Annotated in this window: 14 protein-coding genes; 11 read left to right on the top strand and 3 right to left on the bottom strand. The window is 65.4% G+C overall.

What is annotated here, in order from left to right; genetic code table 11:
* Nucleotides 1-27 precede the first annotated feature (27 nt).
* Nucleotides 28-1,293: a mandelate racemase/muconate lactonizing enzyme family protein gene (locus tag P1L41_RS05275; RefSeq protein WP_276297822.1), complete on the bottom strand. Its 1,266-nt coding sequence runs from the start codon at nt 1,291-1,293 to the stop codon at nt 28-30.
* Between the two features lie 858 nt (nt 1,294-2,151).
* Here P1L41_RS05275 and P1L41_RS05270 point away from each other — a divergent pair.
* The gene (locus tag P1L41_RS05270) at nt 2,152-2,526 is read left to right on the top strand and encodes a group I truncated hemoglobin (protein WP_276297821.1); all 375 of its coding nucleotides are present in this window, start codon (nt 2,152-2,154) and stop codon (nt 2,524-2,526) included.
* Here the strand turns inward: P1L41_RS05270 and P1L41_RS05265 are convergent.
* A complete protein-coding gene (locus P1L41_RS05265) occupies nt 2,523-3,233 on the bottom strand; it encodes a class I SAM-dependent methyltransferase (RefSeq protein ID WP_276297820.1) in 711 nt (236 codons plus the stop codon). The two genes, P1L41_RS05270 and P1L41_RS05265, sit on opposite strands and share 4 nt — an antisense overlap.
* Before the next feature lie 116 nt (nt 3,234-3,349).
* Between P1L41_RS05265 and P1L41_RS05260 the strand changes: the two genes are divergently transcribed.
* The 10 genes from P1L41_RS05260 (at nt 3,350) to P1L41_RS05215 (ending at nt 15,004) form a co-directional block, all read left to right on the top strand.
* Entirely contained in the window at nt 3,350-4,828 is a 1,479-nt protein-coding gene (locus tag P1L41_RS05260) for an AMP phosphorylase (RefSeq protein ID WP_276297819.1), read from the top strand.
* A gap of 45 nt (nt 4,829-4,873) precedes the next feature.
* Complete coding sequence (locus P1L41_RS05255) at nt 4,874-5,401, top strand: phosphopantetheine adenylyltransferase (protein ID WP_276297818.1); 528 nt, start codon at nt 4,874-4,876, stop codon at nt 5,399-5,401.
* 381 nt (nt 5,402-5,782) lie between these two features.
* Nucleotides 5,783-7,666: a type II/IV secretion system ATPase subunit gene (locus P1L41_RS05250; protein ID WP_276297817.1), complete on the top strand. Its 1,884-nt coding sequence runs from the start codon at nt 5,783-5,785 to the stop codon at nt 7,664-7,666.
* Nucleotide 7,667: 1 nt separating this feature from the next.
* Nucleotides 7,668-9,809 (top strand): type II secretion system F family protein, encoded by a 2,142-nt coding sequence (locus P1L41_RS05245; protein WP_276297816.1) that lies wholly within the window; start codon nt 7,668-7,670, stop codon nt 9,807-9,809.
* A gap of 6 nt (nt 9,810-9,815) precedes the next feature.
* Entirely contained in the window at nt 9,816-11,498 is a 1,683-nt protein-coding gene (locus P1L41_RS05240; RefSeq protein WP_276297815.1) for a hypothetical protein, read from the top strand.
* 101 nt (nt 11,499-11,599) lie between these two features.
* Complete coding sequence (locus tag P1L41_RS05235; RefSeq protein WP_276297814.1) at nt 11,600-11,779, top strand: HVO_0416 family zinc finger protein; 180 nt, start codon at nt 11,600-11,602, stop codon at nt 11,777-11,779.
* A gap of 394 nt (nt 11,780-12,173) precedes the next feature.
* The gene (locus tag P1L41_RS05230; RefSeq protein WP_276297813.1) at nt 12,174-12,524 is read left to right on the top strand and encodes an ArsR/SmtB family transcription factor; all 351 of its coding nucleotides are present in this window, start codon (nt 12,174-12,176) and stop codon (nt 12,522-12,524) included.
* Nucleotides 12,525-12,599: 75 nt separating this feature from the next.
* Nucleotides 12,600-12,857, top strand: coding sequence for a DUF7521 family protein (locus P1L41_RS05225; RefSeq protein ID WP_379789143.1), 258 nt, complete (start codon nt 12,600-12,602; stop codon nt 12,855-12,857).
* Between the two features lie 67 nt (nt 12,858-12,924).
* Nucleotides 12,925-13,083 (top strand): DUF7563 family protein, encoded by a 159-nt coding sequence (locus P1L41_RS05220; protein ID WP_276297811.1) that lies wholly within the window; start codon nt 12,925-12,927, stop codon nt 13,081-13,083.
* A 76-nt stretch (nt 13,084-13,159) separates the two neighbouring features.
* A complete protein-coding gene (locus P1L41_RS05215) occupies nt 13,160-15,004 on the top strand; it encodes a UvrD-helicase domain-containing protein (RefSeq protein ID WP_276297810.1) in 1,845 nt (614 codons plus the stop codon).
* Between the two features lie 6 nt (nt 15,005-15,010).
* Here P1L41_RS05215 and P1L41_RS05210 read toward each other — a convergent pair whose 3' ends face one another.
* A complete protein-coding gene (locus tag P1L41_RS05210; RefSeq protein ID WP_276297809.1) occupies nt 15,011-16,126 on the bottom strand; it encodes an RNA ligase in 1,116 nt (371 codons plus the stop codon).
* Between the last annotated feature and the right edge of the window lie 11 nt (nt 16,127-16,137).

Genomic DNA, 16,137 nt, shown 5'->3' with positions numbered 1-16,137 from the left:
CGCAGGCGAACCGACGCGGACAGCGTCTCAGACGATGAGGTCGTAGCCGTCGACCAGGTACTCCTCGCAGATGTCAGGGTTCAGTTCGACGCCCAGGCCGGGGCCCTCGGGCACGTCGATGGAGCCGTCCTCGAGGACGGGGCCCGAACCGTCGACGCGCTCGGCCATCTCGTTCCACCACGGGACGTCCCGGGCGTGCCACTCCAGGCAAAGGAAGTTCGGGATGGCCGCGGAGACGTGGGCACCGGCGACGGTCCCCAGCGGGCTGGAGATATTGTGCGAGGCGATGGGGATGCCGTAGAGGTCACAGACGGTGGCGATGTCGACGTACTCGCCCAGGCCGCCGCACTTGTTGACGTCGGGCGCGGCGATGTCCATCATCCCCTCCCGGGCGGCGTCGTTGAACTGCGAGACGGTGACGAGGTTCTCGCCGGTGAGCACCGGCACGTCGAGCGCCTCGGTCACCCGGCGCTGGGACTCGGTCTTCTCCGGCGGGACCGGGTCCTCGAGCCAGGCGAGGTCGAACCGTTCGAGTTTCTTGCCCAGGCGGATGGCCGTCTCGGTCGTGAAGTTCCAGTGGAGGTCCATCCCGAGGTCGACGTCGTAGCCGATCTCGTCGCGGACGGCCTCGACGAGGCTGACCTTGTGCTCGAGCGCCTCGTTGCCCATCCGCCGGCTGGCCTCGTCGTACTCGGCGTGGGTCGGCACGTCGAGGTCGAACTTCAGCGCCTCGAACCCCTCGTCGACGACCTCGCGGGCGGCGCGAGCGTACGCCTCGGGCGTGTAGACGTCCCGTGGGTCGTGGTCGGCAGCCTCGCCCAGCGACTCGCCGCCGTGGGTGTCACAGTAAATCTTGATATCGTCCCGGTACTTCCCGCCCAGCAGTTCGTAGACGGGGACGTCGAACAGCTTGCCCTTGATGTCGTAACAGGCCGTCTCGATGGCCGTGAACGCGGCCTGCCCGATAGCGCCCGCGCCAGTGTAGCGCTGCTCGAGCAGTTCGCGCACGCGGGAGGTATCGAGCGGGTTCTCGCCGACGAGGTCGACCGCCAGCCGGCCGGCCATATCGAGCGCCGCCTCGGCGCGGAAGGTCTCGCCCAGGCCGTAGACGCCGGCGTCGGTCTCGACCTTAACGATGCCCCACGTGAAGTTGCCCGCGATGGCCATCGTCTCGATGCCGGTTATCTCGACGTCGCGTTCCGGCGGCCGGTGCGTCTCCTCCATTCCCATGTCCCGCCACGGCACGCCGCCGCCTGGGGGTATGCGATAGTCCGGTTCGTCTTCTCTCGCCATGGTCTCTGGAGACTCGGAATGTAGGGTTAAAGATTGTGGTACGCAGTATCGTAGCGAAGAGAGCGGGTCCGGGAGCGAACAGTCAGATGGGGCATGCCGACTCGCCGAATCGAGTCGTGCTACACACGGCTGAGCCGCAGGCGTGCGACAGCGAACAGGATACGTTGACGGCGATCACGAACCTCGGGGCCGTCAGCTCCCCCGCCGACACCGGGTTTTATCATGGGTGGTGTCAAACAGTGCCACGATATAGTGGCATCCCAGTCGAACCCTCGAGACAGAGTCGCTCGTCCGAACAGGACCGTCCGCGGGCAGCCGACGGCGTCGTACTGGAGCGGACTGCACAGAATCCATATTTCTATCAGACGTACATATGTTATTCTCAGAGAGCAGGGCCCAGTGGAGTCGGATGCCCGTCCGCTGGCCCGAACGCGCGATAGCGGCCGAGAACCGCGAGAGTGAAGATATCCGATAGAAGTGTAGTCACAGACAGGACTACTGAGAGGGTTTGCACACTGATTGGTAATTTCGAACTCATCTTACCCATTTTTGTTGACTAATATCCTTCTTCGAAATTTTAAATCCGAGTTTATTCGTGTTTTAGAGATATAATTCTTATATATGGTATAGTTTGGCCCTTTTGGGTACAAGGTGAGTCCATAATCCAGGATTTTGTAGATTTTCTCGTCAGTTCGGATGGTTCGAGACTAGACCACTAGCACTTCGAAGGGCGCGACAGGTCGAAGGGGGCCATCGAGGTAGACAGCTGGCGGCAACGGGGCCGTCGTCTCGTCGCGAGCCACCGGTCGGACGGCGCGACGGCGAAACAATATTGGTCGAAACCACCGTGGGACCCGTATGGCGGAGCAAACGTTGTACGAACGTTTGGGGGAACAAGCGGGCATCCGAGCGGTCGTCGACGACTTCTACGACAGACTTGTGGAAGACGAGGAGCTGGGTCCGTTCTTCGAGAACGCGGACATGGAGATGCTGCGGCGGACACAGACCGACTTTCTCTGTGAGGCCGCAGGAGGACCGGAGACGTACGACGCGGCGCCGGTCCGGGAGGCCCACCTCCACGTCCCGTTCACACCGGCGCACATCGAGCGTGCCGTCGAGTTACTCGAGGCGAGCCTCGACGAGTTCGATGTGCCAGCGGACGACGCGGCGTCGGTCGTCGGCGCCGTCGCGGCCTACGAAGAGGAACTGCTGGCTCGGCCGGACGAAGACTAGCGCTCCGTCCCGTTCCGTCCGGTGAGTACGTAGATGGAACCGCCCTGGAAGGTCCGGAGCGTCGTGTCGGCGAACCGTTCGTCGACCGCGCCGACGATGTCGGCGTCGGGATACCAGTTGGTGAGGTAGGCAGCGGCACGCTCGATGAACGGGTTCAACCACCGGGCGTACGCAGCCTCGAAGGGACGGGCGTCGAGTACCGCGAGCCGACCGCCCGGTCGGAGGACGCGAGCGAGCTGGTCGACGACGGCCGGGATATCGGGCATGGCACTGAGCGAGAGCGTCGCACACGCCGCGTCGACAGACGCGTCTCGCAGCGGCAGTCGGGCGGCGTCGGCCTGGAGTACGGTGGCCGAACAGTCGAGCGTCGTACCCCGTGCTGTCGCTCGCTCGACCATCCCCTCGCTCGCGTCGACACCGACGAGAGCCCCCGTCGGACCGACGGCGTCCGCGAGCACGTCGAAGTTCGGCCCGGGGCCACAGCCGACGTCGAGGACCCAGTCGCCGGGGTCGAGACCGAGCGACTCGACCGTCCGTGTCCGGAAGGCTCCCTCGCGTCCGAGCAGGTAGCCGTTGACGAAGGCCCGGTAGGCCCAGTCGTGTCTCCCCCACCAGTCGTACACCCGCTTGCTGTGTTCGGGCCCGCGGCGGTCGAACGCCCACTCGCCGAGCGGCGGTGTCACGATGGGCACCGAACCTGTCGACACGTACCGGGTCGGCGGGGGGCGGCCGTAACACTGGACATGCAATCGGTACCGCAGGCAAGTGAGAAGAGGGTACCGGTGGGGGTCGCGCTATTACCGCGGGGGTGTGAAGTGGGCACATGGAACTCACCGGACTCGATATCGACATCGGCACGCGGACGCCGACTGTCCTGCTGAACTCGGCCGACGCGAGCGACCTCGGGGCCCATCCGCTCGACCGGGTCCATATCACCCACGACGACCGGGTCACGACGGGCATCGTGGAGGTCACCGACGAGCTGGTCGGGGCTGGGGAACTCGGCGTCACGCGGCCGCTGGGACACATCACCGGGACCGTGGACGTGACGCTGGCGACGAGGCCCGACTCGGTGGCCTATCTGAAGAAGAAGCTCGACGGCATCGAGCTCGAACTCTCGGAGCTGCGTGCCATCGTCCGCGACATCAACCGCGACCGGCTGAACGACGTGGAGTTGAGCGCCTTCGTCGCGGGCGTCTACACCAACGGCATGTCCAGACAGGAGATGATCGCACTCACCGAGTGTATGGTGGCAGTCGGCGAGACTATGCGGTGGGACAGCACGCCTGTCGTCGACAAGCATTCCATCGGCGGCGTGGCCGGGAACCGGGTCACGCCCATCATCGTCCCGATTCTCGCCGCAGCGGGGCTCACAATCCCGAAGACGTCGTCGCGGGCCGTGACCTCCGCGGCGGGCACCGCCGACACCGTTGAGGTGTTCTGTGACGTCGACTTCTCGCTCGCGGAGATCGAGGAGATCGTCGCCGAGACGAACGGTTGTATGGTCTGGGGCGGGGCGGTGAACCTCTCGCCGGTCGACGACAAGATCATCCGCGCGGAGACGCCGCTGTCGCTGGACCCGCCGGGGCAGGTCATCGCCTCGGTGCTCTCGAAGAAGAAGAGCGCCGGCGCGACCAACGTCGTCATCGACATCCCCTACGGTGAGGGCGCGAAAGTAGAGAGCCTGTCCGAAGCCCGCGAGATGGCAGAGGACTGTCGCCACGTCGGCGAGCGCCTCGGGATGGCGGTCGACTGTGCGATAACGCGCGGGGAACAGCCAATCGGGCAGGGCATCGGGCCGGTCCTCGAGGCCCGGGACGTGCTCGCCGTCTTGCAGGGCGGCGGGCCGGCGTCCCTCCGCCAGAAGAGCGAACGGCTCTCGCAGATACTCCTCGACGGTGCGGGCGTCACCGAGGCGGCGTCGGACATTCTCGACAGCGGGCGAGCAGAGGCGAAGTTCCGCGAGATCGTCGCAGCCCAGGGCGGCGACCCGGACGTCACCGTCGCGGACCTCGACCCCGGTCCCGTCGACACGACGGTCACGGCCGACCGGGACGGCGTCGTCACCCACGTCGACAACGCGCTCGTGAACGAACTGGCGCGGCGGGCGGGCGCACCCAAAGACCATCGGGCCGGCATCCTGCTCCACTGTCGGACGGGTGACGAGGTGGGCGTCGGCGACGACCTCCTGACGCTGTACGCGGAGAAGGCCGAGAAACTCGACCAGGCCCGGTCCTTGCTCGAAGAGACGGCGCCGATTCGCGTCCTCAGGTCCGGCGACGTCCTGGTCGAGCGATGGTAGGTCACCGGGCCCGGGATATACGGCACTCCCGCGGCAACGTCGGGTATGGCTGACCCCGACCGAACGGCGATTCTCGGCGGTACGTTCACACCCATCCACAACGGGCACCGTGCCCTGTTGCACAAAGCGTTCCAGACGGCGAGTCACGACGGGCCGGGGGACGGCCACGTCGTCGTCGCGCTCACGAGCACCGAACTGGCTGCAGAGACACGAAGTGACCCCGAACACGTAGAGATGCTGGGGCCGTACGCGGACCGGCGGGACGCGCTCGACGACGAGCTCGCCCGACTCGCAGGGGCGTACACGGCGTCCTACGAGGTCCACCGGCTCGAGGACACACTGGGCCCCGCCGCGACACGGGACGACGTGGACGCGCTGGTCGTCTCGCCCGAGGCGAAAGCCCAGCACCGCGCTTACCAGCTCAACGAGCGTCGTCGCGAGAACGGCCTCCGACCGCTGGAGGTCCACACGCCGCCGTTCGTCACCGCCGAGGACGGCAGGCGAATCAGCAGCACCCGGATTCGGGACGGTGAGATCGACGTCCACGGTCGACTCATCGACGACGCCCACTGACAGGCCCGCCCGGGTACACCAGACGCGAGGGCGCGGCGGGATATCTGTTCACAGGGAACGAACGCCGACAAAACGTGGCGAATGAACGTTCTTGTATTATTAGTAGATGGTATATAAATTACAGATTTATTTATATAGGTTGGTAACGTTCCTATATTAAATACAGTGTAACTAGCTGTAAACTGGTAACAATCGATACCATCTGTGGGTGCTGCAGTTTGCGACTACCAGGGGCGGGCATCAGAAGTGGGGGACCGCGTCGCCAACGCCGACGTGGTCTTGACCGATAGCGTAACGGCGCTTCTTCCCCGTCGAGACGACCGGATTCCGGAGAACCGCAGCACGGTATCAGCGGCCTACCGGGAACTGCAGGAGACACAAATGGATGATACGAACACGGGAGTGACAGGGGATTCGAAACGGGCAGCGAGGCTGCTCGAGAGCACGGCTGACGAGACGGACGGCGTCTCGGACCGACGCGAAGAGCGGTCGGAGGACGACAGGGCGCTCACCGAGGTGCTCGACATCGACCTCGTCGACCTCGAGGAAGAACAAGCGGAGTTGGCGCTGTGGGAGGACCCGACGGTCACGAACATCCTCGCGGACGTAAGCGAGTACTTCGCGACGGCCACCGACAAACTGTTCACCGAGCCGCCGACGGACGAGTTCATCGCGACGCGGTTCTTCGACTTCTCGTTTCTCGACCACTACGAGCTGGTGGAGTACCGCTGGGTGAACAAGCCGTACGCGTTCATCGCCGTCGTCTACGACAAACACGACCGGGAACACAGATACCTCGTCGAGGAGGTGCTGATGAACAACTTCGAGCGGTACGTCCGACAGGACCTCGTCGAGCTGCTGCGCAACCAGCTCATGTACAAGGAGTTCGACGACGAGACCGAGCGCCGCGAGCTGTTCGTCAGCGAGGCGACGGAGATGATCCTGGAGAACGCGGCCACGGTCGAGAACGGGACGCTGTACAAGTTGCTGTACTACCTGGTTCGGGACTTCATCGACTACGGGGCCATCGACCCCATCATGCGCGACCCGGCCGTCGAGGACGTCTCCTGTGACGGGACGAACGTCCCCGTGTTCGTCTACCACCGCGAGTACCGCGACCTGAAGACGAACATCGCGTTCGACCGCGAGTCGCTGGACACCTTCATCTTCCGGACGGCCCAGCGGGCCGGGAAACAGCTCACCGTCTCGAACCCGCTGGTCGACGCCTCGCTCCCGAACGGGTCGCGCGTCCAGATGACCCTCGGGGGCGACATCAGCACCCGCGGGTCGAACTTCACCATCCGGAAGTTCGCGGACATCCCGTTCACGCCCGTCGACCTCGTCCGCTGGAACACGTTCTCCGCCGAGCAGATGGCGTACTACTGGGTCGCCATCCAGAACAACAAGTCGCTCATCTTCGCCGGCGGGACGGGGTCGGGCAAGACCTCGAGCATGAACGCCATCTCGTTTTTCATCCCGCCGCGCAGCAAGATCGTCTCCATCGAGGACACCCGGGAGATCGACCTGCCACACGAGAACTGGATCCAGAGCGTCACCCGGACGCCGCTGACCTCGGAGGGACGGGGCGAGGTCAGCATGTACAACCTGCTGAACGCCGCGCTCCGCCAGCGCCCGGAGTACCTCCTCGTGGGCGAGATTCGAACCGAAGAGCGGGTCGCACTGACCTTCTTCCAGGCGATGTCGACCGGCCACACGGCCTACACGACGTTCCACGCCGACTCGGTCGATACGGTCATCTCGCGGTTGCAGAACGCGCCGCTCAACGTGCCCGTCCAGATGCTCCAGGACCTGGATATCGTCTCCATCCAGCGACAGACCTACATCGGCGAGAAACGCGTCCGCCGGAACGCGGAGACCGCCGAAATCCTCCCGCAGGAGTACGACATGGACGAGGTCCGTTCGAAGCGCATCTTCGAGCGGGACGCGACCACGGACACCCACGAGCAGGTCGGGAAGTCCGAGCTGATGCGTGAGATCGCCGCGGAGCGTGGCTGGGACGAGGACGAGCTCCAGGCGCAACTCGACGACCGGGCGCAGCTCCTGCAGTATCTCGCCGACGAGGGCATCAACGGCTACGTCGAGGTGACGGCGGCGATTCAGCTGTTCGATAAGGACCGCGATCGGACGATGGACGACTTGGCGGCGGGACGCATCACGGCGTCGTACCTCCGGGACTACGGGCCGGACGTCGAGGACCTGAAGTCCCAGGGCGTCGACCTGCGGACGCTCATCGAGGAGGACTGAGATGGGGGGCGACGAATACAGGCGGTCGAACCGGGACAGCGGCGCGCCCGAACCCAGCATCAGCCACCACCAGGACCCGGACCCGATTCGGCCCGAAGACAGCGACGAGTTCCGCGAGCAGTACGGGTACGTCCGGAGCTACTACCGGCTACGCCCGGAGAAACACACGGACCTCCAGCGCTGGCTGAACCAGGCACGGTTCGGCCAGAACTACGACGCGTACCTCGAACGGACCGCGATATACGCGATTCTCGCGGCCGTCATCGGCGTGCTCGCTGGCGTGGGGCTGACCTACGCTCTCCTCGAACAGGGCGTCATCGCGTCGCTGTCGAACCCGCTCGCGTATCGGGGCGACCTCACGGTGTACCTCGGCGAGAACCGGGCGCTGTTCAGCGGGATGGCATTGGCCATCGGCACGGCGGTCGCCCTGGCGGCTGGCGTATGGTTCGGCCGGTACTACTACCCGAGGTCGGTCGTCGGGACGCGGCGCCGGAACATCAACGTCACCCTCCCGCACGCGATCACGTTCATGTACGCGCTGTCGTACGGCGGGATGGACCTGCTCGAGATCATCCGCGTCCTCGGCTCCGCACAGGACACCTACGGCGAGGTCGCAAACGAGTTCCAGACGGTCGTCCGCGACGTCGAGCTGTTCGGCAACGACCTCTACTCCGGGCTGCAGAACGCCCGGAACCTCACGCCGAGCGACAACTTCGAGCAGTTCTTCGACGACCTGCTGAGCGTCCTCGACTCCGGCGGTGACGTGACGGTGTTCCTCGAGAACCAGACCGACACCTACCTCGAGGACGCGCGCGACGAACAGACCGGGTTCCTGGAGACGCTGTCGCTGCTGAGCGAGATATTCGTGGTGCTGTTCGTCGCGGCCCCGCTCTTCCTCATCGTCATCCTCATCGTCATGAGCCTGCTCGGGGCCCAGACGGTGGGCCAGATCACGCTCCTCGTGTACGCGGTGATGCCGCTGGCGATGGGGCTGTTCCTCGTGTTGCTCGACACGCTGTCCTCGCCGTTCACGCAGGCCGAGGTCAGACTCGACGAGGAACACCACGTCACGAGCGAGAGCATCGGCCGCCTGTCGGTGCTCGTCGGTCGCGACGTGTTGCTGAGCGCCACTGAGTCACTGCGTGCGGCCGTCGATGGCGTCTTCGGCGAGGAGAAGACGCTGTCGGAGGACGAGTGGGAGGCGACCCAGCAGACGGCCTACCTCCGACAGCGCCGGCGCCGGTATCTCCGCGAATCGCTCGAGACGCCGTTCGCCGTCTTCGAGCGAGCGCCCCTGTACACGCTCCTGATAACGGGGCCGCTGGCGGCGCTCTGGGTCGGCGGCGTCGTCACCACCGGGACGGCCGAGCTGAGCTGGCAGGGCTTCCTTGACGCCCCCCGCTTCGCGACGGTGGTTCTCGTCGTCGCGCCACTCCTCGTCACGATGGTCCCGCTCACGCTGTTCGCCGAGCGCAAGTTCCGCCGCGAGAAGCGCATCTCGAGCCAGTTCCCCGACACGATGAACGCGCTGTCGAGCGCGAACAAGATGGGGGTGCCGACGACTGAGGCACTCGGGCTCGTCGCCAAGTGGTCGAGCGGCCCCATCGAGACGGAGCTCCAGAAGGTCCGCAACGACATCGAGTGGAACCACGACACGTCGCGGGCGCTCCGGGCGTTCGCCGACCGCCTGCGCGTGCCCCAGCTCTCGCGGGCCATCAAACTCATCGCGGAGGGGATGCGCTCGTCGAGCGACCTCGCGCGCGTCCTCAGTATCGCCGCCGACGACACGCGGAACCGCTTCAAGATCGAGCAACAGCGGCGTCGCGAACTCAGTTCGTACGTCGCCGTCGTCGTCATCGGGTTCCTCGTCTACCTGCTCGTGGTGGCGCTGTTGACCACGGCGTACCTCGAACCCATCTCGGCGGTGTCGACCGAACCGACTGGCACCGACGTCGAGTCCCCCGTGAGCATCTCGAACCTTCCGGTGGCGGCCTACGAGACGCTGTTCTTCCACTCGGCGATTATCCAGGGCTTTGGCTCGGGCCTGCTCGCCGGGAAGCTCGTCGACAACAAGGCGCTCAGCGGCCTGAAGTACAGTATCGGACTCGTCCTGCTCTCGACTGCGGCCTTCCTGTTCATCTGACCGACCATGCAACCAGACTCACCACACGACGACCGAAGTTCGCTCCCGGGTTCGAACCCGGTGTCCCGTCTCGCCGACCGGGTTACCCGGCGGTTCGGTGCCGACAGCCGTGGGGCAGCGGAGGTCATCGGCGCGATTCTGATGTTCGGCCTGGTCATGTCGCTGCTCGTGCTGATACAGGTCAACGCCGTGCCGGCCCAGAACCAGCAGGTGGAGTTCGAGCACAACCAGCGCGTCCAGCAGGACATGCTCGACTTCGACCGGGCCATCCTCCAGTCGGGGACCGAGAACGTCCCGACGTCGACGCAGGTCGAGCTGGCGGCGCGCTACCCCTCGCGGTTCTTCCTCCTGAACCCCGGGGTGGGATCGGGGACCATCGAGACGCTGGGGCCGGGAACGGTCACGGTCTCGAACGCGCAAGCGGCGTCCGCGTCGTCGTACTGGGACGGGAGTGACCGGACGTTCGAGACGACGGCCGTCCGCTACCGGCCGAGCTACAACGAGTACGCGAACGCTCCGTCGATGGTGTACGAACACACCACGCTCGTGAAGACCTTCGAGAGCGGGACGGCACTGCCGGCCGACACGGGCAGCTTCATCGAGGGCGACCAGGTGCTGCTACTGCTGGTCGACGGGCAGCTGTCGACCGCGAGCACGGGCGACGTCGCGGTCGACGCCGTCCCGCTGTCGGCCCCGGCCCGGACCACGACCATCACGAACGCGGACGCCGACGGCATCACGCTCACGCTCCCGACGACGCTCGGCGAGGAACAGTGGGCGTCGCTACTCGAGGGCGAGATGGTCGCCAACGGCGGCCGGATCTCTGACATCGCAGTCACCAGCGGCGACCCGTACAACACGTTGACGGTGACGCTCGAACCGGGCAGCTACACGCTCCGGATGGCCCGCGTGGGCGTCGGCAGCGACGTCGACGAGAGCGTTCTGGGCCCGTACTACCTGACGAGGGCGGGCGAAGAGACGACCGAGAGCATCCGAACCGGCGAGACGAAGCGGGTGCGCGTCCAGGTCAACGACCGGTACAACAACCCCGCGGCGGGCGACGTGACGTTCACGGCGACGGACGGCCAGGTGCAAGGGACCGACGGGACCTGGGCAGAGTCGGTCACGAAACCGAGCAACGAGAGTGGGACCGTGTCTGTCCTCTACCGGCCCGACAGCAGCTTCGTCGGGACCGGGAGCGTCACGGCCGAGCAGGACTTCGACGGCGATAGCACGGTCGACGCCAGGGAGCGGACCTCGTTCGACATCCCCGTCGAGAGTGCCACGGGCGGCGACGGGACCGGGGGCGGCTCCGTCTCCCAGATCAACCCGGCGGGCGCCAACAACGTCGAACTGGAGAGCGTCGAGCTGGTCAAGGGCCAGCAGAACTCGGTGGCGGTGACCTTCCGCAACACGGGAGCTACAGACCGGGAGATAGACCGGATGCGCCTCCTGTTTTTCATGGCGAACAGCGGCGACATCGCGCAGTCGGCAACGGTGAACGGCGACGCAAGAGACACCATCCAGCTGTTCGGCGACTACGACGACATCGACCAGGAGATCGTGGTTCCTGCAGGCAGCACGGAGACGATTACATTCACGTTCACCGACGCGGGGAACAAGGACCTGTTCGGGCTAACCATCGACTACAACGAGTACTCGGCGAACTACTTCATCCAGGTCCCCTGACCTCGAGTTCGGGTCAGTTCCCGAACAGTGCTACAGCGTACCGTGGCAATGAGAGACAGTACCAGTAGCTTGAAATACTGTCGTGGTATAGCATACCATGTATGGCGAGCGCACCGAGTCCCGACGACATGTTCGACGAGTTTCTCACCCAGCGCGGACACGACGTTGAGGAAACAGGTTGGGAAGACAACTATAACAAGAAACAGTGTCCGGACTGTGGCGGCCTGCACGGGTCGGCCGCGAGCGAGTGCTCGGTGTGTGGCTGGACACCGGTAAACTGACGCCGCCGCGGTAGCGGCCTTCTCCGTCGACGACGCGACCTGAACAGCCCTGTCTCTCGGTCGGCGTGACGATACATCGAAAGAACGCAGCGTCGCCGGCCGACGGGGGTCAGTCGTCGGCCGGCGAAGCCAGGTCAGGCGCTGGGTCACGAGGCCGACGTCGCGGGGATATCGACCGACGGCGACGGCCTCACACCTGACCAGCAACTGCAAGCGTCCCGATGGTGGCCGCCGGCATATAGCCACGTGAGCGTTTTCTGAGCGTGAAGACACATCCCGCTCGTTCGTCGGCTGTGAGTCGTCGGCCGAAGCGCCGCGACGCGCCGGGGCATCCGGCCGTACTGTCGACGCGCTCTCACGAACGCTTATGTGAGACGAGGAGTAGTCTGAACCAGTGTCCGAGGACAAGAGCATCGAGGAGATCCTGGACACGATCGGCGATTCCCACGCCCGTCGTGTCCTGGCCGCTATCAGCCGAGAGCCCCGGTCAGCGAAGGAGCTCGCCGACGAGTGCGACCTGTCGCTCCCGACGGTGTACCGTCGCATCGAGCTGTTAGACGAGTACGACCTGGTCACCGACCAGACGCTGGTGGCCGACGACGGCAACCACTACAAGGTCTACGAGTCGAACTTCGATTCGACGGTCATCTCGCTGGAAGACGAAGAGTACAAGGTCCGCATCTACCGCGAGGAGAACCTCCCGGACCGGTTCAGTCAGCTCTGGGACGAGCTGAATCCGGAATGAACCGGGCACAGCCGGGGAGGGGGTGGTGACGCCGTGGTCGAAGGCGTCGTTCTCGCCAGAGGCCTCCTCGTCCTGATGCGGATGGCCGTGTTCGGTCTGACGCTCGGTATCACACTCATCAGTTTCCAGGCCTACCGCAAGCGCCCCTCTGAACGCCTACAGTACGCATTCCTCGGCTTCGCGTTCATCAGCATGGGTGTCGCCGTCGGCAGCGTCATCACGCAGCTGGGGGCCGGAAACGTCGACCCGCTGGTGAACGTCTTCTTCCAGATGTCCGAGACCATCCCGTTCATCATCGGGTTCGCGATGCTGTACGTCTCGCTGTACAGATAGTCAAATAACCTGACGTTCAGTTTCAACGATAAGTATATGTGACTTGGTAACAATGTGAGAAGTATCCATGCCCGAATGCCAGAACTGCGGTGGATTCGTGACGAAGGACTACGTGCGCGTCTTCACCCCACCGGAGGTCAGCGACCCCAGAATCTGCCCGGCCTGCGAAGACAAGATTCGAGACGGCTCGGAGGTCAGAGACGCGCGCTCACCGCGACATCCGTAGACCGGGCCACGTGAGGGTGACACACTCGTTTTCCAAAGCACGTCGTTTATAGTTGCGGGGCCTTAGTCTAGGCCCAATGACCGATTCGACCACCGAGGTCGTCCGCCTGTTCGGTGGGCCCGGCAGTGGGAAGACGACAGCGCTCCTGGACCGCGTCGAAGAGATACTCGAAGACGACGACGTCGAGTTCCGGGACGTCCTCGTGGTCTCCTACACGCGTGCCGCGGCGGCCGAGATCCGCGAACGACTGGCCGAACGACTGGACCTCTCGCCCCGGGCGCTCCGTGGCAACGTCTCGACGATGCACGCGAAGGCCTACGAACTGCTCAACCTCTCACGGGGCGACGTCGTCGGCGAGAAGGACAAGGAGGAGTTCTGCGAGAACTACGGCCTCGAGTTCGAAGACGAGTACGAGGGCTCGCGACGCCGGTCGGCACGCTCGACGACGCTGGGTAACAAGATCATCGCGACGAGCCAGTGGCTCCAGCGGACCCGCCGGGACGTCGCCGACTGGTACGACGTCCCGTTCAAGTGGGACGAGGAGGAGGTCCGGCTCCCCCCCGAAATCGACGACCGGGCACAGACGGGTAACAAGTACACCCCGACGTGGCCGACCGACGACGACCGGGTGGACGTCCCGAACGCCATCCGTGCCTGGCGGACCCACAAGGGCGACAACGGCCTGACCGGCTTCGCCGACATGCTCGAACGGGTCGCCCAGCGCTCCCTGCTCCCGAACGTCGACTACCTCATCATCGACGAGTTCCAGGACATCACGACCCTGCAGTACGACGTCTACGAGGAGTGGAAACCCCACATGAAGCGGGTGCTCATCGCCGGCGACGACGACCAGGTCGTCTACGCCTGGCAGGGCGCCGACCCCGACCTGCTCTTAGAAGAGGAGGTCACGCAGGACGAGATTCTGCCCAACTCCTACCGGCTCCCCTCGCGCATCCTCAACGTGGTCAACCGCGAGGTGCGCCACATCGAGAAGCGCCAGGAGAAAGACCTCAACCCGCGCAAGGAGGGCGGCCGCGTCGAGGCGGTCCAGAACCCCTCGATGTTCGACCTCTCGCGGAACGTCACCAAGACCGTCGAGCAATCCGACGAGACGGTGATGGTGCTGTTCCGGGCGCGCTACCAGATGTTCCAGTTCATGGACGAGTTCATCGGCAACGGGATCCCCTTCTCCTGTCTGACCGACCAGCGGATGTGGACCGACCGGCTGACCCAGTACGTCCGCGCAGTCGAGGCGATGGAGAACGACGAGCAGCTGACGGTCCTGCAGGGCCGTCGCCTGGCCGACATGCTCGCCGACTCCGCGTTCGGGACCGGTGAGCGCGACGACTTCTTCGACGCGCTGGAGGAGGTCGCAGACGACCACGGCGAGGACGCGGACATCGCCGAGATAGCGATATCGCCCGACCTGGTGCGCGAGCACGTCCCGTTCGTCCCCGATCCGGCCTCGGCCTCGGACATGCTCCGGAAGGTGACCAACTTCCAGGAGCGCTCCGTCGACGCCTACTTCAAGGGCGACTATCGGGGTCTGGACCCCGACCGCGTCCGGCTCGGGACGATTCACTCCGCGAAGGGGCGGGAGGCCGACCACGTGTTCGTGGGGACGGACCTCACCGAGAAAGTCGTCGAACAGATGGCCGCGACGGTCGACCAGCAGGGCATCGAGGTGCCCGGGGTCGACGAGTTCACGAAACACACCAGCCCAGTCCCGGTCCTGACGGACAACGAGCGCCGGGTGTTCTACGTCGGGATGTCGCGGGCGCGTGAACGGCTGGTCCTGATGGAGAACCTCGTCGACGGCGCGCCCACGCTCCCGATCGGCGTCCTGCTCGAGAACCATCTGACCGACCGCGACATCGAAGACCTGCTCGACGAGGCCGGCGAGGCCGTCGCCGCCGACTGAGGCCGGCTACTCGTCGACTGTCCCGCCCTCCAGGTAGTACGCTGTCTTGTCCTGTGTCGCCCGTGCCACCTTGGTGAACTCGACGACCCGCTCGCCGTCGGTCCGTTCGTCACGGTCGACGACCACCTGGAGGCCCTGGTCCCGGAAGTACGAGAGCAGCGCGTCGAGAACGGCCGGGTCGCCCCGGACGGTGTGTGCCTCGCCGACGAGCTCGTCGGCGGCGACGGCCCGGATGGTCTCGACGGCCGGCGCGAGAATCGCCTCGCCCAGGTCGCGGCCGCGGTCCCGGACAGTCGACGGGTCCTCGTCGCGCTCGACGGCCTGGAACGCCTCGCGGACGACGCGGGTGAACAGGAAGTCACGACCGTAGTCGAAGGGGAGCGAGAAGGCGTGTGCGAGGTCGGTGCGGTGGATAGTGCTCGTGGTGTACTTCAGCGCCCGACGACCGTCGGCCGACTTGAGGACGACGCCTTCACGGCCGCGAGCGTCCAGGTCGGCGAGCACGTCGTGAACCGCCGAGGCGGCCGCTTCCGGGTCGAACGTCCCGAAGTACGGCACGGCGTCGAGGTCGTACTGGGTACACACGTCCCGGCGGCGTTCGGGGACCAGCGGGTCGCCGGTCGCCCGGTCCCGGACGCCGAACACGTAGAACGCCGCAGACTCGACCTCCGCGTAGTCGTGGGTCGTGTAGGGGTTGTCGGGGCCGACGAGCTCGCCACAGAGCATCCAGTCGGGGTGGTCGTCGAAGAACGCGGTCGGCTCGAACCGGTCTTCCAGCGCGGCCGTCGTGTACGGGCAGATGTAGCCCCGACGAGTGAACGCGAGTAAGTCACCGTCGATTCGCGCGACACGGACGTTGTAGCCGTTGAGTTTCTCCTCGACGATGACCGGCCCGTCGAACTGCGCCGGGACGGCCGTCTCGAGGACGAGGGCGCGAGGAATCGACGGGAACCCGCGGACGACGGCGTCACCCACGAGTGCGGTGCCCAGCTCGACGCCGTGGCGGGCGTCCGTGAGGTGCCGGTACTCCCGACCCCGGAACCACGCCCGGTCGAAGTGTTCGAGCAGGTCCTCGGGGTCGACGTCCGCCAGTTCCAACACGGTCGCCCAGTCGTCGTCCATGTGGGCGGTAG

This window comes from Haloarcula ordinaria (genome assembly GCF_029338275.1).
In the GTDB taxonomy this organism is placed as follows: domain Archaea; phylum Halobacteriota; class Halobacteria; order Halobacteriales; family Haloarculaceae; genus Haloarcula; species Haloarcula ordinaria.
Note: the sequence above shows the minus strand (reverse complement) of the source record. Positions and strands in the feature narration are given on the sequence as shown.